Below are 23,376 nucleotides of genomic sequence, written 5' to 3' on the forward strand. Positions count from 1 at the left end.
AATAATCTTTATATGCTGTGCGGTACTTCCTATCTCAATGGTGGAAGAACGGCTATATTGAAATCTACCGATAAAGGAAATACTTTCACCTATACAGATGTTACCTCCAAATTTACCGCAAACGGCAATGGCAATGGCCGTGGTAATGGAGAACGGTTGGCGGTGGACCCCAATAACAGTAACATATTATTATGCGGTACCAGGGCTAACGGATTGTGGAAAAGTACGGATGGTGGCGTTACCTGGAACCTTGCCTGGAACGGTGTAACTACTACTTCCAATGGTAACGGTATCTGTTTTGTTCTTTATGATCCTTCAGGCGGCGTAGCAGGCGGTGTTACCCAGACTATTTATCTGGGTGTATCCCGTACGGATGGGGCCAATATTTATAAGAGTACGAATGGTGGAGCGACCTTCACCGACATTACTGCTACTACCAGTTTTATGCCACATAGAGCTGCGCTGCAGGGTACCACCATGTACGTTACTTATTCAGATGATGCAGGTCCCGCATCTTCCGGGGGATTTGGTAAGGTATATAAACTCAATACCGCTACAGGTGCATGGACAAATGTTACTCCCGTACACTCGAAGGATTACCCATACGGCGGAGTAAGCATAGATCCTACTAACGTAAACAGGGTAGTGGTTTCTTCCTGTGGCATGTACTGGAACAATCAATTCGGTACGGGCTGGGGCGACTTTATCTTCCTGTCTACAGATGGAGGAACTACCTGGACCCTTAAAAACGGGGCTAACGCCACCTACGATAGTAATGGTATTGGATGGACGGTAGGGGGAGCCGTAAACTGGATGGACTGTATTGAGTTTGACCAGTCCAATACTTCAAAAGTTAGGGTGATAGGAGGAGGAGGGATATATACCTGCTCCGATATCAATGCTACCAACCCCTCATGGAAGTACGATGTAAAGGGGCTTGAAGAGACCGCATTCCTCGACGGGATAAGCATCCCCGGAGGGCCACTAATTTCCTCTTTCGGAGATGTAACCGGATTTGTGCATAATCCGCTGACATCTTATCCATCCTCTAACCTGAAGCCTTCAGATCAGAATAACACGAGTATCGCCTATGCTGCAGGCAATACAAACAAAGTGGTAAGGATCAGTAACGGGGGAAGTGTCGTTTACTATTCTTCAGACAAAGGCGCGACCTGGACAGGCACCTCAGCTAATATGGGTGCCAGTGGCAGAGTTGCTATCAGCGCTGACGGAGGTACGATATTGCATTGCCCCGAAAGCTCATCCACCACTTATTATTCAACAAACAACGGTGCAAACTGGTCGGGTTGTTCAGGTGTGTCATTAGGAAGTGCAATCCCGGTGGCAGATCAGGTGAATGCTAATTATTTCTATATTTATAATCCTACCAACGGACAGCTCCTTAGCAGTTCTAATAAAGGCGTGAGTTTTTCGGTAGCAGGTACACCGGGAGGAACAACTGCGAATTATCCATGGGAGGCAACCCTGATCCGGACAGTGCCTGGGTATGAAGGGCATATATGGATACCGCTTGGCAGCAATGGTTTGAAATATTCCACGAATCATGGTTCAGCCTATATGACAGTCGCCAATGTATCTTATTGTAAAACAATTGGAATAGGAAAAGCTATGGCAGGTGCCAGTTATCCTACCTTGTTCATCTGGGGTACCGTCTCTGGCGTCACTGGTCTTTTCAGGTCCACAGATCAGGGGAGTACCTGGTTAAAGATAAATGATGATGCACATCAGTTTGGAGGTGCGCCATTAGTGATCGGAGATATGAACGTTGCCGGTAGAGTATATATGAGTTCCGGCGGCGGCAGGGGAGTGATTTACTGGGATCCTGTTGGTTGTACACCTACCAGCATTACACCTTATGTACTGATTAATAATGGTTCCTGGCAGCAAACGGCCAGTGCGACTTTAGCCGCTGGTGGCAGCATCCAATTCGGGCCCCAGCCGGTGGAGGGTGGTTCCTGGAGCTGGAGCGGGCCGAATAATTTCAGTGCTACTACCCGTGAAGTGACTATTTCAAACATCCAGGTAAACCAGGCCGGAAACTATGTGGCTACCTATACGAATAGCGGTGGATGCCAAAGCACGCAAACCTTCAACGTCACCGTTACAGGTTCTATCCTGAGAGAGTACTGGACCGGGATTACCGGTACTACCATAAGTAGTCTTACATCTAATAGTAATTATCCGGGTAACCCTTCAGGTAGCGTGCAAATTACCAGTCTGGAAGGCCCGACGAACTGGGCTGATAACTATGGAACCAGGATTCGCGGGTATATCTATCCTCCTGCTAGTGGAAGTTATACTTTCTGGGTGGCGGGAGATGATAATACAGACTTATACCTGAGCACCAACGATAGCCCGGCGAATAGCTCCAGGATCGCATATGTAGGCGATTGGACTAATTCGCGGGAGTGGACAAAATATACCACCCAGCAGTCTGCCTCCATAAACCTTGTTGCCGGACAGAAATACTATGTAGAAGTATTACAGAAAGAAGCTAGCGGTGGAGACAATGTTGCAGTTGCCTGGCAGGGACCGGGTATCACACAACAGGTGATTGCCGGAAGTTATCTATCTCCGTTCCTGCCTGGGGCAAGTGGTGCTGCTCCTCTTGTATTATCTAATAAAGTTAGCATTCCTGACGATGTGGCTACATCTTCAGCGACTATTTATCCGAATCCTGCTAATGGTGGCAGGTTTACGGTTCTTCTTGCGGAAATATCTGAAAATGTACTCGTTAGAATATATGATAATCAAGGTAGGGCGGTTTACCAAAAGGTAGCTGGCGGCACAAACAAAATTGAGGTAGATGCGCGGCTAATACCAGGACTCTACCTGATTAGTATAAATACGAAAACGGCAAGTTTCACAAAGAAGCTGATCGTACAATGATAAACTTTCCATCAGGTGCCGGGGATGCTTCTTTTGAAGCATTCCCGGTTTTGTAATATGAATAGAAATCAGGGACATATTTTCCACCTTTATGAATTTGATAAATTATAAGTAATGATGATTATGAAGATGAGCATTAAGCACACAATTCTTTTAACCTTGCTTTTCATTGGTATGAATGTCAAAGGATACGCAAAAGCGAAAGAGTTGCAGACGCACCAGGTTGCTAAATTAGAAAGCCCAGACAAATCCATTGTACTGGAAGTCTTATTATCCCCCTCAGGGGAGGTCAAATACCAGATACAAAAGTCGGGAGTTAACGTAATTAATCCCTCCAATCTGGGTGTGATGATGAAAGGGCATGATTTTATCCAGGGCTTGAGACTGGTATCGACAACAAAGCCGGAGCGTGTAACAGACGCTTACCAAACAAAGAATGCAAAAAAAAGCAGTATCGTTTATCAGGCCAATCAACTGGTGATGACTTTCTCTAATATGGAAAATAAAAGGATGGATATCGTTTTCCGTTTATCTAACGATGGAGCAGCTTTCCGGTACTTATTTCCATGGGTGAAAAGTAATGAAACGATAGTTAATGAAAATACTTCATTTGCTTTTGATACAAATGCCAGGGCATGGCTGCAACCTATGGATGAAGCTAAAACAGGATTTGAACATTGCCATCCATCTTATGAAGAGCATTATTTGCAGGATATTCCTGTAGGTACAGTATCGCCATTGAAGTCTGGGTGGGTTTATCCTGCTTTGTTTAAAACAAATGACACATGGGTATTGATCACAGAAGCCGGGCTTGATGGCACTTACTGTGGTACCAGGTTGAAAAATGACTCAGCATCTGCTGTTTATTCAATTGGTTTTTCTGATCCCAGAGAAGTATTTACAGGTGGTGGCTATCTACCTGAAAGTAATAAGTCATGGTATACTCCATGGCGTATTATAACAATCGGCAGTTTAAAAACAATTGTGGAATCCACATTAGGTACGGACCTGGCGCCGGCAACAGTAGTAAAGGACGCGTCTTTTGCCAAGCCCGGAAAAGCCAGCTGGAGTTGGATTAATAGTAAAGATGATTACATCAGTTTCGATGAACAAAAAAAATATATTGACTACGCCGCTGATATGCATTGGCAATACTGCCTTATAGATGCAGACTGGGATACGAAAATTGGGTATGATAAAGTGGCTGAACTATCTGCCTATGCAAAACAGAAAAATGTTGGTTTATTATTATGGTATAACTCAGCGGGTGACTGGAACACAATTGCCTATCATCCTAAAGATAAATTGTTGACTAAAGAAAGCCGGGAAAAAGAATTCACCCGCTTGCAGGCAATGGGTATTAAAGGTATAAAAGTTGATTTTTTTGGTGGTGATGGCCAGAGCATGATTCAATACTACATTGACATTTTGAATGATGCCGTTAAATATAAACTGCTGGTGAATTTTCACGGGGCTACGTTACCAAGAGGCTGGCAGAGAACATATCCGCACCTCATGACAGCAGAAGCAATATATGGCATGGAGATGGTAACATTTGATCAGCATGCAGCGGATAAGCAGGCCAACCATTGTGCAATGCTGCCGTTTACCAGAAATGCATTTGATCCGATGGATTTCACGCCTATGAATCTGACAGGGCTTACATCTTCTCCTTGTATCAGGAAAACCACTCCTGCCTTCGAACTGGCCCTTTCGGTTTTGTTTTTATCAGGCATACAGCATTATGCACAATCACCAGAAGGTATGAAGCAGGTACCTGCTGATGTGATAGCATTTTTAAGAAATATCCCTGATAACTGGGATGATGTGCAATTTTTGGACGGGTATCCCGGGAAGTACGCAGTCATTGCCAGAAGAAGTGGCAATCGCTGGTACGTGGCAGGCATTAATGGGGAGCAAACTGAAAAGAACGTGAAAATTGATCTTTCTGCATTTAAGAAAAGCAAAGCAACCCTGTTTGCAGATGGAGCAAACAGCGAACTGTTTTCTAAAGCGGTCCTCAATCCATCAGTTCAAAAGAACGTGGATCTGACGTTGAATGCAAATGGTGGTTTTGTAATGGTGTTAGAATAGTCACTATCTAATCGATAAGAAATAAGAATATATGATTTGCTTAACAAAAATGTGCCGGTTGGGGGTACTGTTAGCGGTTTTTATAATTTCTCCATTCTTTCAGATTCGCAGCTTCGGGCAGCTGTCTTTACCGAAGGTATTTGGGAGTAATATGGTTTTACAAAGAGACATCCAGATTCCTGTATGGGGTACTGCTACTCCTGGAATGTCAGTTAAAGCGCAGTTAGGAAACGAAATTGTTACCACGAAAGCAGGTAAGGATGGAAAATGGATGCTTCGTTTCCCAAAGTTTAAGGCAGGTGGTCCGTATGTGCTTAAAATAACTGAGAACGGAAATTTGTCAACTGCCATTACCCTGGAAGATGTTCTGATTGGAGATGTGTGGCTTGCCTCAGGCCAGTCTAATATGGAATGGGAAGTGCAGCAGGCGGGGAATGCCCGAAAAGAAATTGAAAATGCAAATTTTCCACAGATTCGTTTTCTCATGGTGGATCATGATATAGAAACAAAGCCACAGCCGGATATCTTATCAGGAAAATGGAAGATTTGTGATACCACGAATGTGAAAAAACTGTCGGCCGTGGCTTACTTTTTTGCCAGGAAGGTGCATAAGGATCAGCATGTTCCGGTTGGTATTATCCAAAGTACCTGGGGCGGAACACCTATAGAAGCATGGACAAGCCGTGAGCAATTACTTACCTCACCTATTACCAGCAAGAGGGTATCAGCAGAGAAAATGCCCGTACCTGCTGATTTTGTAACAGATAGTCTGAATGGTGTCAGGTTTTGGCAGATGGTTTATCAGCCGCAGAATAACATGGACAAAGTAATTCCTGCATCGGACTACAGTGACACAAGCTGGCATGATATGGAAGTACCTGGACTGATGAAGGATATTGGTATTACATATGCTGATGGGATTATCTGGATGCGAAAAAAGGTCATCCTGCCGGAATCTTTTGCCGGGAAAGAATTGACCCTGCACGCCGGACGCCCGGAGATGAATTATTCGATTTATTTCAATTCCGCAGAAATTTGCAGGAATGTTTGGAATGCCGCGCCCGTTCATACATTTAAGGTGCCGGGCAGTTTAGTAAAGTCAGGAGAAAATACTGTTGCTATCAGAGTTGCGATGTTATGGGGTGGGGGCGGATTGAACCCACCTGCAGATGAAATTTATATTACTGATGGTATTTCCAGGGTTTCATTAGCAGGAAGATGGAAGTATAAAGAAGGAGTGGAACCGATTTTACCTGTTATGCATAATTACCAGTCTTATCCATCACTATTATTTAATGGTATGATAAATCCGCTTGTTCATTATGGAATAAAAGGGGTTATCTGGTACCAGGGGGAAGCTAATTCCTATGAGGCTTATAACTACAGGACCTTATTCCCTATGATGATTGCTGACTGGAGAGCACGCTGGCAGCAAGGCAACTTTCCATTCCTGTATGTTCAACTTGCCAATTTTATGAAAGTAAAGCCTAATCCTTCAGAAAGTGAATGGGCTGAGTTGAGAGAGGCGCAGATGTTAACCTTGTCTCAGGAGAATACGGGTATGGCATGTGCTATTGATATTGGAGAGGAGGGGAATATCCATCCCGCGAATAAGCAGGAGGTGGGCCGTCGTTTAGCCCTGGTGGCGAACAAATTGGTTTATAAGCAGCCTGTAGTCGCCTCCGGACCGTTATTCAGGGAGTTCAAAAAGGTTGGTAACAGCATCCGGATACATTTTACCAATACCGGGGCTGGTCTGGCAACCAGGGATGGAGCCCCCCTTACTGGTTTTACAATTGCTGGTAAAGACGGCCATTTTCAGGAAGCTAAGGCTGTTATTGAAGGGGACGAGGTGGTGGTTTCAGCAGGCGATGGCGTAGATCCGGTAGCGGTGAGGTACGCCTGGGCGGATAACCCGGTTTGTAACCTGATCAATTCAGAAAATTTGCCAGCTGTTCCCTTTAGAACTGATAAATGGAAAGGTATTACTCAAAAGTAAGATCTGAGCCCTGGATTAATTAGAAAGATCCCGGCGGGATCACATAAAAAAAGCTTCAATGCATGTTGAAGCTTTTTTTATGTCAAAATGCTCCTGAAATTCGCCGGATCAGGCATCCGGGATCACAGGTTCTACTAACCTGGCCAGTTTTTCCAGCGACTCCTGCCAGCCTAAATAGCACATTTCTACAGGTATAACGGCTGGAATTCCTTCCTGTGTAATTTTTATTTCTGTACCTACACTTGTTTTGCGGAGCCAGACAGCAGTGATCATTTCTCCCGGCAGGTTGGGGTCGTCAAATTTATCGGTATATTTCAGGAATTCATTGGGTTTGATTTCCAGGTAGGTTCCACCGAAGGAATGGCTATTGCCGGTTGAAAAGTTTTGAAATGACATTTTATAAGAACCACCTGTTTCTACATTCATCTGGTGGACGGTGCAAAGAAATCCATAAGGAGGTAACCATGATGCGATTGCGGAGGCATCAGTAAATGCACGGTATACTTTTTCCGGAGATGCTTTGAGTACCCTGTGTAGCGAAACAGCATTGTTTGACATAAGAATATGTTTTGTTCCTACTCGTCTGGCTTTTCGGTTCCGCCCGTTTTTGCAGTGGTCGCTGCTCCACTTACCATTACTTTTCGACACCCCAAAGATGGTAAGAAGATTGGACTTTGATAACGGCTATTTCCGACATTTGAAAGGGCTGTTTACGACATAGCTTTATCATTCCGCAACCAGCAATTACACAACGAGGGGAACCATACTCACTTTGGCGGACCAGCACTCATAACAGCTTTTAGAATTGTTCAGTTGTGGATCTTACGATCCTGTTATGAACGTCATCTATCATCAGGTTCACCAAAAAGGGAGCTGTATCATGAGTTCGATACAGCCCCCTTTGTCATTTTAATTGGTTTTATTTATTTTTTGGGCGGTGGTGGCGGCATCTTGGGAGCGCTCTGTGCATATTGATACATCAAATTAACTTGCCCATTTTCATTGAACCGCCATGTTTCCTGCAGTTCCCTGGCTTTCGTTTTTCCACTGGCGTCTGTTGAATATTCCCGTGTCCATATTACTACCCACTCTTCATTCCTATCCTTGCTTCTGAGTGGTACCCAGGCATGAATAGAATCAACGACCTTGCCCATCTGTCCTCTCATCTTTTTAGCAACAGCAATAAGCGTGTCTCTGCTGCCGGCAAACATATTACCATCAGCAAAGTACATAGTGTCAGTGTCTGCGAAAGAATTCTTTGAATTTTCAATTGTGTTGTTGTCCCAGTCTTTGTACAATTCGAGCAATTTTTGTGCGTTCTTTGGATCACCTATCTCAAAATCCGAAGAATAAGTTGCCATGAAAGGATAAGTGAGGCTTTCATGTTTGGTTGAATCGGTATCTGCTGTCTTTACTGCTTCCATTGTAGGTTTGTTGGGGTTGGAGGTGCAGGATACTAAAAAAGCAATCGATACGAAAAGGTACATCTTTCTCATAAAAATTGTTTCTGTTTTTTAAATAATAAATAAAGACAAAAGCGACGTTTAAAATGTGGAGGATTGGGGTGTATTACCTAATTCTAAGATAAAGATTTTTACGAACTAAATAATAAAATTTATCGTCCATGTTATTGAGAATCAATATTTTTAATATATGAAAAGCAATCGAATGCTATAAGCCGGTATGATAACATGTTTCCTTTATTAGTAGTCGTAATGTATTTTCGTATATTCACGTTTCAACATTTCTTCGCATCAAATTCCTGATATGTTTTTTAGCAATATATACCACCCAATGCGTTTAGTATTAGTTATACTATTTGCGAAAATTATGTTGACGTCAGCGGCATTTGGCCAATCGGCAAACAAACAAAATCCTGCTGAAAAGGTATTTTATGAGTGGTTAAGCGCCATTAATTCCGGTAAGGCGGAACAGCTGGAGGCGTATAAGGCTACCTATCACAAACAATGGGCAGTACAAAATATGCTCGATATTTGGGAGCGGACAGGAGGTTACCAGGTAGTGCGTATAGAAAAAAATGCCCCCCTGAGCTTTATTGTATTGATACAGGAAAAGGCGTCGGACGCCCTGCATCGGGAAAGTGTAACTGTAGACACCACCGGAAATGATGTCAACGTAAAGATGGTGATTGAAGATATTGAACGTCCTGCTGATCTGGCCATTCGAAGGTTAACACAAGGTGAAGCTATCCGATCATTCCTTCAACATGCAGATTCCCTTGCTACATCCGGGAAGTTCTCCGGTGCAGTATTGATTTCTTCCAATAACAAAATATTGTTAAAGCGCGCCTGGGGAGAAATGGATAAAGAAAAGCATATGCTGAATACTGCTGAGACCCAATTCCGCAATGGCTCTATGAACAAGATGTTTACCGCGGTTGCTGTATTACAGCTGATTGAAAAGGGAGAAATTTCGTTGGATGGCAAGATCAGTGATTACCTTAAGGATTACCCGAATAAAAATATGGGGCAGGTAACCGTTCGTAGATTATTAAGTCATACCGGTGGTACGGGTGATATCTTCGGACCCGGGTTTGATGCTAACCGGGCTAATCTTAAAGATAATGCTGATTATCTTCGACTATATGGATCCCGGGAACCAGACCCGACTAATGGGTTTTCATATTCCAATTACGGCTTTGTGCTGCTTGGTGAAATCATCAGTGCTGTCAGCCACATGTCTTATTACGAGTACATCGACAAGTTCGTTTTCGGGCCTGCCCAAATGAACAGTACTGGTGAGTTGCCTGAAAATGTGGATCTTCCCGGGCGTGCTCCGGGCTACATGCGGGTAAAGGGAAAATGGGAGCGGAATGATAGCACGCTGCCTTACAGGGGTATGGCTGCTGGTGGCGGGTATACCACCGTAGATGACATGTTGAAATTCGTACATGCACTTCAGGCCGGAAGGCTGGTATCCAAAGCGATGCTGGATATGGCTATGCAGCCAAACTTTCATGATGCGCCGTCGGGTTATGGATACGGGTTGGGCTTTGAACTATATGGGGATAAGCAATTAGTAAGTTTTGGCCATGAGGGTGGTGCGGATGGTATGAATGGCGAATTACGTGTTTTCCCGAAGCTTAACCGGGTCATTGTCGTTTTGAGCAATTTAGATCCACCTGCGGCACATCGCCTGGTAGACTACTATTCACTGCGCATGCCAGCAAAATAAACTTGTAGGTTGCCTACTTTGGGTACACCCCTTTCAAAATCACCTTTCTTAACCTTTCTTCATTTTCATCCCCCCAATTTCCCAAAGCAGAAATAACAGGAATTAATGTCATCCCGAAATCGGTGAGACCATACTCCACTTTCGGCGGTACAACCGGATAAATTATTTTAGTAACCAATTCATGCTGCTCGAGTTCTTTCAACTGAATATTCAACACTCTCAGAAACGCCGGGCGGCGGCTTTGCCGTATTAAGCGATGAAGATTGGGAAGATACGATCAGGACGAACTTACTTGCGCCCGTTCGGCTGGACAGAGGATTTTTGCCCCAGATGATAGCACGTAAGACGGGAGTGATCGTTCATATAGCATCCATACAAGGACGGTTACCACTTTACGATTCCACGTTGCCATATGCTGCTGCAAAGGCGGGCTTAATCAATTATAGTAAAAGTTTATCCAACGAAGTTTCGCCTAAAGGCGTTCGTGTGCTGACAGTATCTCCGGGCTGGATTATGACGACTGCTGCCACCCGTTTGGTAGAACGCATAGCCGAAAGCTCAAATACGACCACAGCGCAGGCAACGCAAAGCATAATGGATGCTTTGGGAGGAATACCATATGGCAGACCGGCGCAGCCGGAAGAAGTGGCAGAACTGGTTGGCTTTCTGGTTTCGCCAAGAGCGAACTACTTAACGGGGACAGAATACGTCATAGACGGCGGGACAATACCTACTATTTAAAACTTTTGGTGTGCCTTTTGATGCCTTCTTCTCTAATCAAAAGCAATATCTCATGAACCTGGATAATAAAACAATACTTGAAAAGGCGAATGCAGCTATCACTGAAGGGAATAATGAGGCGTTTCTGTCTTTCTGCACCGACGACCTGGTATGGACATTTGTAGGCGACAGAATACTGCAAGGGAAGGAAGCCGTTCGGCAATATATGGCGACGGTGTATGTGGAACCTCCAAAGTTCACGGTCGAAAACCTGATTGCTGAAGGTGAATTTGTTACGGCAATTGGTAAGATCAGCATGAGGGATGAAAATGGAAGGAAAGTCGATTATGACTACTGCGATGTATGGCGTTTTCGCAATGGCAGGATGGCCGAATTAAGAGCTTTTGTTATCGAGACGGGGACAAAGTGAAAAGCCTCCAAAGTAAAGAGAAATACAATAAAAAGTGATATTTATCAATTTTTTTGATGATCTTTTTCAAGAGATTGGTTATTGGGGCAGGGTATCTTTGTAAGATGAGTATTATAAATTTTTCGCGTCCGATGATTCAGTTTACAGATAAGCATGACTGGATCGACATTAATGGGTCTGTTGGTTTTGTTGGCATATCGGCATTTAAACTTACAGGGATAAAGAAGATAGATAGTATTCGCTGGCACAAATTGAAGGGAATTTTAGAAAGTGGGACGCTTGTTGCTGAAATTCATTCAGGTGATTACATTATACCTGTTCATGCACCAGTAAAAGGTAACTTTCTCGGACCTAATCCGCAGCTGGAAAATAATCTGAACTTAATCATTGAAAGTCCTCAGAACAAAGGATGGATATTTTTTGTTAGCCCCGCACGCTTTTCTAACCGTGAGCCATTATTAACCCTGGAAGATTATCAAAGACGTATTCGCTTTAATCAATAGCATCTGATGGACGGAATATCATTAGGCAGAACTAGTTATATATCAGATGTAGCGTTTGATAACCTGTACCCTGAGAGAATTCAGCTGCTCTCAAAACGACATTGGACGCCCCTTAGAGTGGTAAGGCAGGCCGCCCAGTTTTTGGCAGACACTCCTGGAAGGAGGATTTTAGACATAGGAAGCGGGGTTGGCAAATTTTGCCTCGCAGGCGCCTCCATGTTTCCTGCCGCAACATTCTTTGGCGTAGAGCAACGACAGGATCTACATGAATATGCGCAAGCTGTAAAAAACATTACAAAGACTGATAATGCTCATTTTCTTCATGCGAATATTACGCAACTGGATTTAAATGAGTACGAGAATTTCTACTTTTACAATTCCTTTTATGAGAATCTGATTAAGAAGGACCATATCGATCAGAATTTAGAATACTCTGTTGCTATATACAATACCTATTGTTTGCACTTATACAGGTTACTGGATAGTAAACCTCGCGGTACACGTCTTGTGACTTATCATAGTCTGGAAGATGAAATACCTGAAAGTTACCGGCTCATCAACACTTCAGAAGATGCGCTACTAAAAATGTGGGTGAGAAAGTAAACCTTCAGGCAATTATTGTGTTCCATTTAAGCGTTTGTTCGGCTATGTGATGTGTGTGGTTCTTTTTGTCGTAAATTTATACAGGACTAAACCGAAAGGATAATAACTTATTAATTCGGCTGGTTGTAAATGCCGGCATTATGCCTGTATTTATACAGTAGATATTCGCTAAGACCGCAAAAATGGTTGAGGGTTTATGTTTGTACCGAAGGTATTTCAAACATTAAAGGAATATACAAAACAACAGTTCCTCAAAGACCTGGTTGCAGGTCTTATAGTTGGCATTGTAGCCTTGCCGTTGGCAATTGCATTTGCCATTGCTTCGGGCGTATCGCCGGAAAAAGGTATTTATACAGCAATAATAGCTGGCTTCATAATTTCTGCCTTTGGCGGTAGCCGGGTGCAAATAGGAGGGCCGACAGGCGCTTTCATCGTTATTGTATATGGAATAGTGCAGGAAAACGGCATGAATGGTCTGATCATCGCCACATTTATTGCAGGTATATTATTGATGGTAATGGGGTTTGCCCGCCTGGGAAGCGTCATTAAGTATATTCCGCACCCGCTGGTCGTTGGGTTTACAACCGGAATCGCCGTTATCATTTTTTCCTCCCAGATGAAGGACTTTTTTGGATTACAAATGGGAACTGTTCCGGCAGATTTTATCAGTAAATGGGAGTTGTACTTTCGGCATATTCATACTATTAACTGGAATGCAGTGAGCATTGCCCTGGCTACAATCCTTATATCTATTTTCTTTCCGCGTATTACCCATGCCGTACCTGGATCGCTGGTTGCTATTATTAGTACCACCGTAGTGGTTCAATTACTACATCTGCCAGTGGAGACTATTGGTAGCCGGTTTGGAAGCATTCCCTCTTCAGTGCCTGTACCAGCCTTTCCACAATTAACCTTGCAGACGATTAAAGACGCTATCCAGCCGGCTATAGCCATTGCACTATTGGGAGGTATAGAATCGCTGCTGTCTGCAGTAGTGGCAGATGGTATGATAGGAGGTAACCACAAAAGCAATTTAGAATTGGTTGCACAGGGAGGGGCTAATATCGCCTCTGCTCTTTTTGGGGGCATTCCGGCCACCGGGGCTATTGCGCGTACAGCAACCAATGTTAAACATGGTGGCCGCACTCCAATTGCCGGGATGGTGCATGCTGTAACTTTGCTGGTCATAGTGTTACTTGTAGGTAAGTGGGCTGCATTGATCCCTATGAGTTGTTTGGCGGGAATACTCGTTATTGTAGCATATAATATGAGCGAATATGAAACATTCTCCGATATAGTCCGTGGCGGCTCCAGGGGCGATACTGCCGTGCTGCTGACAACCTTTTTCCTGACGGTCATATTTGATCTCACAATTGCTATAGAAGTAGGCATGGTACTCGCGGCCTTCCTATTTATGCGGAGAATGATTCAGATCAGTGATGTAAACATGCTGCTAAGGGAAAATGGAAAAGCAGATGACCCGCTGGCTGTCGAGAAATTTGATATCCCTAAAGGGGTAGAGGTATTTGAGCTAAATGGACCCTTATTTTTCGGTGCAGCCTACAAATTCAAAGATTCCATCAAGCTGATAGAGAAGCCGCCAAAGGTGCTTATTGTCCGCATGCGGAATGTGCCAATAATAGATGAAACTGGCCTGCATACGATCAAAGATGTGGTACGCACCTGCGAAAAAGATCATATCCGGCTCGTTGTATCTGGCCTCCAGCCAACCGTATTCGAATCGTTCAAAAAAAGCCGGCTGCTTTTCCGTATTGGAAAGCGTTACGTAGTGCCGGATTTTAATTTTGCACTACAAGTAGCAAGAGAGGTGCTAAATGAGAGTGCTGGATAGGTTACTTTTTTTATAATAATACCGGCATAAACCCACCCTGTGTGCATCCCGGAATAGGTATGAGCTGATCCCCTGCCTGGTCTACATAAGGGAGTTCAGTAATGCGCTGGTACCAGTGTTTTTTAAATGGCGCTTCTACAGAAACAGGATCGATCAGCACATGATAACCACCCCTGGTTTCTACAAACTGTACCTTTGCGGTATTGCCTACCCGCTCATATATGTTTCGTTTTAGCTCCTCCCCGAAATTTTCACCTTTATAATCAAAATCAAAGTCTACAAAACAGCTCCTGCCTTTGGATTTTTGAATTTCGTTCATTACTTCCTGGTGCGGGTTGGCAGACATGTTCTTATGCTGTATCGTCTTTGCCAGTGAAACAAGGGAGCTGAACATGGCATCGTACATACTCCTTGGATTGGGGGTAATATAGATAGCCAGCGCTTCCTGTGGGATGGGTTCACCTTTTTGGGTGTAGGCGCCAATGGGGCATTCCAGTTGCCAGATCTTGTTATAAAGATCTTCTTTCCGGCTGGTGAACCGTTTCAATTGTTGTTTATCTGACTTGATAACATCCGCATATTTGCTCCGGGCAAGTAATGAAACGTAGTATACTTCACCTTCTTCCAGTACCGGCAGCCAGTCAATAAATGCGCGCAGTACAGCTTCGTCTTTGATGATTTGGTAATTCATTCCTGAGGCATAGGTTTGGAAGAAAAATACAATATTTATTTATAAAATAATTATCTTAGTGGCTAAGATATTTATTTAGTAAGATATATTTATATGGACACCGAGTTCGTCACCCGCATCAGGAAGTTGAGCCAGTTATATGCCTACACTTCTATTCAAATGCACGAAGCTATTGGCCGGAAGGCAGGATTATCAGGTACTGACCATAAATACCTGGGGTTTTTAATGCAGAAAGGGCAAATGACGGCCGGAGAGCTGTCAAATCTCACTGGTCTGACCACGGGCGCCGTGACGGGATTAATTGACCGGCTTGAAAAGAAGAAACTGGTGAAGCGGCAATTTGCCGAAGATGATAGGAGAAAGGTGATCATTGTACCAGATACGAAGAAGATCATGACAACATTTGAGCCGCTGTATAAAGAATTTCGTGGTCAGTCAGAAAACCTGATTGCCTCTTTTTCAAATAAGGAGCTGAAAGTATTGGAGCGGTATTTTTCTGAGGCCATTGACATCATGAATGAGACAACTAATAAATTATGATACTGAACTTCCAGGAAATTGATCATACGCAGCTACCATTAGTTGGAGGCAAAGGGGCTAACCTGGGCGAACTGGCCAGGATAGCAGGAATACTGGTGCCGGATGGGTTTTGTATTACGACGGATGTGTATAGAGACATCATTGAAAATATTGAGATAGAAATTGATAAGGATAATATTCCCGGGTCGTGTGCAAAGATCAGGGCTGCTATTGAAAGCGTGCCTGTTCCTGAAAGGATAGTAGCAGCGATTGCAAAACTGGGGGCGCACGAAACTTATGCTGTACGATCGAGTGCTACGGCAGAAGATCTGCCCACCGCGTCATTTGCAGGCCAGCAGGATACGTATCTGAATATTAAAAAAGAGAATATTGTAGCGCATATCAGCAAATGTTGGGCTTCTCTTTTTACCGACAGAGCCGTTATTTACCGTGAGCAACAGGGATTTGATCATAAAAAGGTATATCTCTCTGTTATTATTCAGCAAATGATTTTCCCGGAGGTGTCGGGAATAATGTTTACAGCAGACCCCCTGAATGGAAATAGAAAGGTAGTATCTATTGATGCAGGCTTTGGATTGGGAGAAGCACTGGTAGGAGGGCTGGTGAATGCAGATAATTATAAAGTGCGGGATGCACAGGTCATTGACCGGAAAATAGCTGCCAAACAACTGGAAATAGTTGCCGCTGCGGACGGGGGAACAATGCAGCAGGAACTCCCAAAAGAGCGCCAAAATTTACCTGCATTGACAGATGAACAATGCTTATTGCTAAGTGCAACCGGCCGGAAAATAGCCGCTCATTTTGGCCAACCACAGGATATTGAATGGTGTTTGGCAAATGGGGCGTTTTATATTGTACAGAGCCGGCCTATTACAACTTTATTTCCGGTTCCGGTGGCTAACGATTCCGAAAACCATGTCTACCTCTCCGTCGGTCATAATCAGATGATGACAGATGCCATGAAGCCATTGGGATTGTCTTTCTTCCTGATGACAACACCTGCCCGTATGTGTACCGCCGGCGGCCGGTTGTTTATTGACGTTGCACAGCAACTGGCGCAGCCGGCGGGCAGAGAACGGCTTATAAATACTTTTGGGAAATTTGATCCACTGTTCAGAGATGCGCTCCAAACGGTTGTAGACAGGGAAGGTTTTATACAATCATCACCGGATACAATTCTGCCCCGCCCACTGCTACCCGTTGAAAATGATCCGGCTATTGTGGATGAAATCATTAAAGCAACCCAGGCGTCGCTCAATGAATTAAAACAAAATATAGTTGCAAAAACAGGCGTTGCACTCTTTGATTTTATTGAACAGGACCTGCAGGATTTGAAGAAACACCTGTTTAACCAGCAAGGTTTAGCGGTCATCATGGCGGCCATGGATGCAACTACCTGGGTGAATGAAAAAATGTATGAATGGTTAGGCGAAAAGGGGGTGGCGGATATCATTTCTCAATCTGTGCCTAATAATATTACGTCTGAGATGGGATTGGCATTGTTAGATGTAGCTGATGCTATTCGTTCTCATCCGGCGGCATTAAGTTTAGAAACACCACCAGCGCTCCAGGATTATCTCGACAAATACGGTATGCGGTGTGTAGGTGAAATCGATATTACGAAAACCCGCTGGTCTGAAAATCCGGCCCTGCTTTTCCCGGCGATCCTTAGCAATATCAGGAACTTTGCCCCGGGTGAAAGTAAAAGAAAATTTGAGCAGGGACTAAAGGAAGCAGAGGAGAAGGAGAGAAACATATTATCCCGGCTGAATGATGAGCAAAGGGCCGCAACGAAAGAAAAAATCAGCCTGATCAGGAACTTTATTGGTTTCAGGGAATATCCCAAATATGGTAAGATCTGCCGTTATTTCATCTATAAACAGGGCATTCTGAAAGAAGCAGCGCAACTTGTAAAAGCAAATGTCATTCATGAAAAAGAAGATATTTACTATCTTACTTTTGATGAGCTGCGGGAAGTAGTGCGTACACATCAACTGGATGAAATGCTCATCCACATGCGTAAGGAGGAGTTCAAATCATTTGAAAAACTGACACCGCCACGGGTTATTACCTCTGATGGGGAGGTCATTACGGGGGCATATAAACGGGAACATCTTCCACCCGATGCGCTAATTGGTTTACCAGTTTCTGCAGGTGTTATTGAAGGCAGGGCAAGGGTTATTCTAAATATGGAAGACGCTAACCTGGACCAGGGAGATATTTTGGTCACGACCTTTACAGATCCCAGCTGGACACCTTTATTTGTGTCGATCAAAGGATTGGTGACAGAGGTAGGCGGATTGATGACACATGGCGCTGTAATAGCACGGGAGTATGGCTTGCCGGCAGTTGTGGGGGTAGCAGGGGCTACCAGGTTAATTAAAGATGGAGATTGGATCAGGGTGAATGGAACCGATGGATTTATTGAAAAAATATTAAACAGGAAAAATGATCGCTTTTAAAACCAATTTAAAAAATGCAGGGCTAGCATTAATCAACAAGCGAATCGAACTGGCGAAACAAATGATCGCCAATGCCCAGGAAGCTGCCAATAATGAAGAAAAAAGTTCAGCAGGAGATAAATATGAAACCGGCCGTGCCATGGGGCACCTCGAGAAAGACATGCATGCCCGCCAGCAGGAAGAAAACAAACTGGAACTGGACCGGCTACAAAAAGTGAACACAGAGAAAATCTATACCACCGCGCAACCTGGGGCCTTTATCAAATGTAAAGACCAATCCTTTTTCATCGCCGCAGGTTTAGGAAAACAAATCATCGATGAAGAAACCGTATTCTTTCTGTCTCCCTTATCACCACTGGCAAAATTATTAAGTGGTAAGAAAGAAGGGGATACTTTCTTATTTAATAAAGAAGAAAAAGTAATTCTTACCTTATTTTAATCCGCTTTCAGACTCTTTACGGGATTCATCAGCGCTGTTTTGAATGCATGATACCCCGTAGTGAGCAGGGAAATTAATATCACTAATATCCCCGTTCCTGCAAACACCCACCAATCTATCATTGTTCTGTAAGCATATCGCTGCAGCCACTCATGCATCGCATACCATGCTATAGGCGCTGCGATGAGTAATGCAATCCCCACCAGTAACAGAAAATCTTTCGTGAGCAAGCTGATAATCCTGACTACTGATGCCCCCAGTACCTTACGGATCCCTATTTCCTTAATCCGCTCTTCCGCCATATAACTGGCCAGTCCAAATAATCCCAGGCAGGAGATCAGCACTGTCAGCACGGCAAACAATGTGGTCAGGCGTGCCAGAATTGTCATATCCATGAACTTATATTCATAATCCTTATTTACAAAATGGTATTCGAAAGGATAGTCCGGACTATATTTATTAAAGATCTTTTCTATAGCCTGCAGCTGTTTTTGGGCATCTGCAGCGGGGGTAAGCCGCATATGAATAAGATTGAAAGAGATATTCTTAAACCCCACAATAATCATCGGATGCGTATGCTCATACGGAGAGCCAAAGATATAATCACCAAATACCCCTACTACATGATAATCTGTATTAAATTCATGTATCACTTCTCCAATAGGATTCGTAAAGCCCATAGCCTTCATCGCTGATTCATTGATGATCACAGCCGTTGAATCTGCAGGATATTTTGCCAGGTCCAGGTCACGCCCCTGTAGCAGTTTTAAGCCAGCAGTCGTGACTAATCCCTCGTCCTGTGCCCCGCGCTCAAATTCAGTATTGTCATTAGGATCTTTGCCTCTCCATTTCACCGATGTAGAGGAACTGTACTGCTCCGTCAGCTGTGATGCTGTACGGGTGACGGAGGTGGCAATCCCCGCAGATAACAGTTCATTCTTCAATGCACCAAAATTATTATTGAGCGTAGGGTTGTTCCAGTGGTACATCAGCAGTTCTCCTGTATAACCTGCATTCCTGTTACGTGCATGTTGTAACTGGCGCACTACTATCACGGTGGATATAATGAGTGTAATGGCAATACAGAATTGCAGGACCACCAGTACCTTGCGGTGATTGATAGTGACCTGCGCTTTCTTGAAAGTACGTCTGAAGATCCCGGCAGGGTGAAAAGAAGATAGGAAAAATGCCGGGTAACTGCCCGCCAGCAAACCTGTCAATAAAATGAAAGTAACCAGTGTGGCCCAGAAGATCCAGTTGCCAACAGGTAATACCAGTTCCTGGTTGATGAGTAAATTGAAGACCGGCAATATAAGGAATACAACTATAATCGCCAATATACCAGCTATGGTGACCAGCATCAATGATTCCAGCAGGAACTGCAGGATGAGTGATTGTTGCTGCGCGCCGACTGCCTTACGAATACCCACTTCCTTTGCCCGTTTTTCACTACGCGCCGTACTCAGGTTCATAAAATTGATACATGCAATCAGCAATATAAAGATGGCAATGATACCAAACAACCTCACTATCTCTATACGGCCACCTGATATCTTCCCATTTTCGAAGTTTGAATACAAATGCCATTTACTCATGGGATGAAGAAAGACCTCCGTTTGCTCTGTGCCACCAGTATGTTTTTTAGTAACATCCCTGATTTGCTGATTAATAGCAGCCGCTGTTGTATTAGGGGTCAGCTGAACAAAAACATTCACGGAGTTATTGGTCCAGGATGCATCGTCAGCGCCTGACAGGTAAATAAAATATTGCCATGGTAGGAGGTATTCAAAATTGAAAGTACTGTTTAAAGGAAGATCCTTTAATACGCCTGTCACCCTGAAGTGATCCTTATCGATCGTTATCATCTGATCCATTGGATCTTTGGTACCAAACATTTTGGTCGCCATCTTTTCTGTGATTACAATGGATAGAACATCTTTCAGCGCTGTCTCTGCATTCCCCTTTACCAGCGGAAAACTAAACATGGATAAAAAAGACGGATCCACCACCATTGCTTTGGTAGAGAGTTTCTTCTCGCCCACAGCGGTAACATACCAGCGGGTATAGGTACGGCAGGTATTTTTAACACCTGCATATTCATCCTTTAGTGCGGCGGCGAGTGGATTGGGCACTGCGTTCCAGCATTGCAGTTTATTGTCAAAGGTACCCCTGTTCCATGCCTGGTATAAGTAGTCTTTGTTTTTATGAAAGCTGTCGTAGCTGACTTCATTATAGATCCATAAGCATATGAGCATGCAGCATCCTATGCCCAGTACCAGCCCTGTAATATTGATCAGGGAAAAAGATTTGCTACGGAGCAGGTTCCTGTATGCTATAATGAAGTAGCTCTTAAACATAAAAAGAGATTTATTACGGGAATGGTCAGTGTACGATGCGCTTCAAAGGCAATGCCGAAATGTAAGTAATTAGATATGAAATCATTATATGGATTGTTTGCAGGGTATTTGTTCGGTTGCGGACAAATACTGTACAATTATGATACATATTTTTATATATTAGAGTCATGTTGTACCCACGTTTGAGAATGTTACTCATATGTCTTTTATTGAAGGCATCTTCTACTCTGGCCCAAAGCAAGCCGAATATAGTGCTTTTTATCTGCGACGACCTGAATCAGCAGGATGTAGGTTGTTATGGTAATACGGATGTGCAGACACCGCATATGAATGCCTTAGCTACTGAGGGAATGCGGTTTAACAGGGCGTATGCGGCGTCGCCGATCTGTACACCATCGAGGAGTGTAATGTTTACGGGCATGTATCCATTTCATAATGGTGCGCAGATGAACCATTTTACAGTGAAGCCGAATACGCCGAATTTGCCGCAGTATTTACAAAAGTTAGGTTATCGGGTAGTCATTTCCGGTAAGACGGATGTATTTCCTTTGCACAACTTTTCTTTTGAAAGAATCGGGGAGGAGTTTGGGCAGTATGCGCCTATTGAGACCAGGCTGGATCGGAAGAAGGAGACGGTGCATATGATAGAAAGCCATTTTAAAGAGCGGTCTAATCAACCGATCTGTTTGATAGTAGCGCCGTGGGTACCGCATGTACCGTGGTTTCCAAACAGGCGATTTGACCCGGATAAATTGAAGCTGCCCGATTACCTGGCAGATACAAAGGCTACGCGCAATGCGTTAGCATCTTATTATCAAAGTATAGAAGCTGCGGATAGTTTGCTGGGTGAGGTAATGCTGGCAATAGATAAGGCTGGTCAAAAGAATAATACCGTTTTTATGTTTATCTCGGATCAGGGTGCGCAGTTTCCTGCTGCCAAGTGGTCGGTGTATGACCAGGGGTTGAGAGTACCACTATTAGTGAGATGGCCGGGCAGGGTGAAGGCAGGGGCGGTGTCCGATGCACTGGTTTCGCTCGTGGACCTGACCCCTACGATGGTAGACCTGGGAGGAGGAAAAGAAATTGATAGCCTGGATGGGGAGTCATTTAAGGAGGTACTATTGGGCAAAAAGAAGGATCACCATGCATACATTTTTGCAGAGACATCGATGGAGCCACATTTCTGGTATAACTATACGCCGGCGAGAACGGTGATTACAGCAGATGGGTATCATTATATCAGGAATTATCATCCGGGAGTGCAGTTTATCACGCATATTGATAAGGTAGAGCAGAACGCTTATTATTTTGATACGTGGGTAACGGCGGCGAAGACGGATCCAAAAGCAAAGTTTTTGTTAGATAGATATAGTTATCATCCACCGGAAGAGGTGTATGATTTGAATACGGATAGGGACGAGTTTAAGAATTTAGTGAATGGCGGTCGCAGGGAAGAATTGAGTGGGTTGTTGGATAAAGAATTGAAGCGGCAGGGAGAGACAGAGGAGATGATATTGAAGGGAACGCTGCCTGAATTTTTTGATAGGAGTTATACGATCAGGCAAAATGGAAGTGCGGCAGATTTGTCTTTTAATAAGAAATTGTGGACGCCGGAAGTGCTGGTGGTAACGGGGTATTTGGGAGGGATTGACAAGGGTGGTGTGGTGTGTGATTACTTTGGGAATTTTAAGTTGTATGCATATGAGAGGAGGATAGGAGTTGTGTTGGGAGATGGTACGGAGATGAGCAGTGAATTGATACAGTCGAAAGAGGGGCAGCTGGTGTTTAAATTGTCAGAGAAAGGATTGCTGGAAGTTCGGTTTGATAACAAGGTGGTGTTGACTACACAGGTGAAGGAGAACCTGACGAAGATAAAGGGCGGGTATGTAACTTGTGGGAAGGTGCAGGGAGAGGAGTTGGGAGGAAAATTGGGGACGTTTGATGGGGTGATAAGGGATTTGAGGTTTACAATGAATGAATATTGAATATATAAAGCCTGTATTGAATTTGAATGCCCCCAAAAGTGTAAAATCTTTTGGGGGTATTCCATTTTTATTGCTTTACTATTTTCTTTATGGTTCTTTGATCTCCCTGTTGGATCATGATGAAATATACGCCGGCAGGTAGTTTGCCGATATTCATATTATATATCCGATCAGTGGTAGTGATGGTACGATATTTTGTACCGCTCATATCACCGAGGCTGATGTAGGTTTTCTGATCGCCGGCAGGAAGTGTGATGGTCAACTGATCGTGGGTAGGTACAGGGTATACAATGATATCCTGCAATTTGCTGATGGTGGTTGCCGTGGTTATTGAGCTGCTACCACTGTATACTTCCAGTTCATATATTGAATAGCCATAAGCAGAACCGCGGGCGGTACCATAGATGCGCACATACCTGCCGGTAGCAGATAAGCCGGTGTGATCGTTCGTTAAACTGGTATTGCCTGAAACTGTTTTGACAGTAGTCCAGTTGGTATTATCTGCATAGGCTTGATAACCTGCATATAGCTCAAAAGTAAAATCATGAATTCCTTGAGCAGCACGGTTATTGGTGAATTCCAGCAATTGTTTTGCT

Annotated in this window: 19 protein-coding genes; 13 read left to right on the forward strand and 6 right to left on the reverse strand. The window is 43.9% G+C overall.

The window, feature by feature from the left end:
• The 3 genes from ABDW16_RS28855 to ABDW16_RS28865 form a co-directional block, all read left to right on the forward strand.
• The coding region (locus ABDW16_RS28855) for a T9SS type A sorting domain-containing protein (RefSeq protein ID WP_343674672.1) at positions 1–2,910 on the forward strand (2,910 nt) is incomplete at its 5' end.
• A 174-nt stretch (positions 2,911–3,084) separates the two neighbouring features.
• Positions 3,085–5,004 (forward strand): glycoside hydrolase family 97 catalytic domain-containing protein, encoded by a 1,920-nt coding sequence (locus ABDW16_RS28860; RefSeq protein WP_343674674.1) that lies wholly within the window; start codon positions 3,085–3,087, stop codon positions 5,002–5,004.
• 151 nt (positions 5,005–5,155) lie between these two features.
• Positions 5,156–7,003 carry a sialate O-acetylesterase gene (locus tag ABDW16_RS28865; RefSeq protein ID WP_343674676.1) on the forward strand — a complete coding sequence of 616 codons (1,848 nt, stop codon included), beginning with the start codon at positions 5,156–5,158 and terminating at the stop codon, positions 7,001–7,003.
• Between the two features lie 108 nt (positions 7,004–7,111).
• On the opposite strand, the gene ABDW16_RS28870 is transcribed toward ABDW16_RS28865, so the two are convergent.
• Entirely contained in the window at positions 7,112–7,561 is a 450-nt protein-coding gene (locus tag ABDW16_RS28870; protein WP_343674677.1) for an SRPBCC family protein, read from the reverse strand.
• A gap of 365 nt (positions 7,562–7,926) precedes the next feature.
• The gene (locus tag ABDW16_RS28875) at positions 7,927–8,499 is read right to left on the reverse strand and encodes a hypothetical protein (protein ID WP_343674679.1); all 573 of its coding nucleotides are present in this window, start codon (positions 8,497–8,499) and stop codon (positions 7,927–7,929) included.
• A 334-nt stretch (positions 8,500–8,833) separates the two neighbouring features.
• Here ABDW16_RS28875 and ABDW16_RS28880 point away from each other — a divergent pair, with 334 nt between their 5' ends.
• The gene (locus tag ABDW16_RS28880) at positions 8,834–10,198 is read left to right on the forward strand and encodes a serine hydrolase domain-containing protein (protein ID WP_343674680.1); all 1,365 of its coding nucleotides are present in this window, start codon (positions 8,834–8,836) and stop codon (positions 10,196–10,198) included.
• Between the two features lie 13 nt (positions 10,199–10,211).
• Here the strand turns inward: ABDW16_RS28880 and ABDW16_RS28885 are convergent, their stop codons facing one another.
• A complete protein-coding gene (locus ABDW16_RS28885) occupies positions 10,212–10,415 on the reverse strand; it encodes a winged helix-turn-helix transcriptional regulator (RefSeq protein ID WP_343674681.1) in 204 nt (67 codons plus the stop codon).
• On the opposite strand from ABDW16_RS28885, the gene ABDW16_RS28890 reads away from it, so the two are divergent.
• The 5 genes from ABDW16_RS28890 to sulP all read left to right on the forward strand — a co-directional run bounded on the left by ABDW16_RS28890 (position 10,376) and on the right by sulP (position 14,306).
• Positions 10,376–10,939: an SDR family oxidoreductase gene (locus ABDW16_RS28890; protein ID WP_343674697.1), complete on the forward strand. Its 564-nt coding sequence runs from the start codon at positions 10,376–10,378 to the stop codon at positions 10,937–10,939. The genes ABDW16_RS28885 and ABDW16_RS28890 overlap by 40 nt on opposite strands.
• 10 nt (positions 10,940–10,949) lie before the next feature.
• Positions 10,950–11,348: a nuclear transport factor 2 family protein gene (locus tag ABDW16_RS28895; protein ID WP_343674682.1), complete on the forward strand. Its 399-nt coding sequence runs from the start codon at positions 10,950–10,952 to the stop codon at positions 11,346–11,348.
• 104 nt (positions 11,349–11,452) lie between these two features.
• A complete protein-coding gene (locus tag ABDW16_RS28900) occupies positions 11,453–11,851 on the forward strand; it encodes a hypothetical protein (protein ID WP_343674684.1) in 399 nt (132 codons plus the stop codon).
• Positions 11,852–11,857: 6 nt separating this feature from the next.
• Entirely contained in the window at positions 11,858–12,454 is a 597-nt protein-coding gene (locus ABDW16_RS28905; protein WP_343674685.1) for a class I SAM-dependent methyltransferase, read from the forward strand.
• A gap of 196 nt (positions 12,455–12,650) precedes the next feature.
• The gene (sulP, locus tag ABDW16_RS28910; protein ID WP_343674686.1) at positions 12,651–14,306 is read left to right on the forward strand and encodes a sulfate permease; all 1,656 of its coding nucleotides are present in this window, start codon (positions 12,651–12,653) and stop codon (positions 14,304–14,306) included.
• Between the two features lie 10 nt (positions 14,307–14,316).
• On the opposite strand, the gene ABDW16_RS28915 is transcribed toward sulP, so the two are convergent.
• A complete protein-coding gene (locus ABDW16_RS28915) occupies positions 14,317–14,997 on the reverse strand; it encodes a hypothetical protein (RefSeq protein ID WP_343674688.1) in 681 nt (226 codons plus the stop codon).
• Positions 14,998–15,090: 93 nt separating this feature from the next.
• Here ABDW16_RS28915 and ABDW16_RS28920 point away from each other — a divergent pair, with 93 nt between their 5' ends.
• The 3 genes from ABDW16_RS28920 to ABDW16_RS28930 are packed head-to-tail and all read left to right on the forward strand — an operon-like array spanning position 15,091 to position 18,438.
• Complete coding sequence (locus ABDW16_RS28920) at positions 15,091–15,537, forward strand: MarR family transcriptional regulator (RefSeq protein ID WP_343674690.1); 447 nt, start codon at positions 15,091–15,093, stop codon at positions 15,535–15,537.
• The gene (rph, locus tag ABDW16_RS28925) at positions 15,534–17,999 is read left to right on the forward strand and encodes a rifamycin-inactivating phosphotransferase (protein WP_343674691.1); all 2,466 of its coding nucleotides are present in this window, start codon (positions 15,534–15,536) and stop codon (positions 17,997–17,999) included. Before ABDW16_RS28920 ends, rph begins: the two co-directional genes overlap by 4 nt.
• Positions 17,986–18,438 carry a hypothetical protein gene (locus tag ABDW16_RS28930; protein ID WP_343674692.1) on the forward strand — a complete coding sequence of 151 codons (453 nt, stop codon included), beginning with the start codon at positions 17,986–17,988 and terminating at the stop codon, positions 18,436–18,438. The genes rph and ABDW16_RS28930 overlap by 14 nt, the downstream gene beginning before the upstream one ends.
• On the opposite strand, the gene ABDW16_RS28935 is transcribed toward ABDW16_RS28930, so the two are convergent.
• A complete protein-coding gene (locus ABDW16_RS28935; protein WP_343674693.1) occupies positions 18,435–20,795 on the reverse strand; it encodes an ABC transporter permease in 2,361 nt (786 codons plus the stop codon). The two genes, ABDW16_RS28930 and ABDW16_RS28935, sit on opposite strands and share 4 nt — an antisense overlap.
• A gap of 188 nt (positions 20,796–20,983) precedes the next feature.
• Between ABDW16_RS28935 and ABDW16_RS28940 the strand changes: the two genes are divergently transcribed.
• Positions 20,984–22,780 carry a sulfatase gene (locus ABDW16_RS28940; protein WP_343674695.1) on the forward strand — a complete coding sequence of 599 codons (1,797 nt, stop codon included), beginning with the start codon at positions 20,984–20,986 and terminating at the stop codon, positions 22,778–22,780.
• 67 nt (positions 22,781–22,847) lie between these two features.
• Here the strand turns inward: ABDW16_RS28940 and ABDW16_RS28945 are convergent.
• The coding region (locus tag ABDW16_RS28945; protein WP_343674696.1) for a T9SS type A sorting domain-containing protein at positions 22,848–23,376 on the reverse strand (529 nt) is incomplete at its 5' end.

Origin of the sequence: Chitinophaga sp., assembly GCF_039596135.1 — a bacterium.
Taxonomy (GTDB): domain Bacteria; phylum Bacteroidota; class Bacteroidia; order Chitinophagales; family Chitinophagaceae; genus Chitinophaga.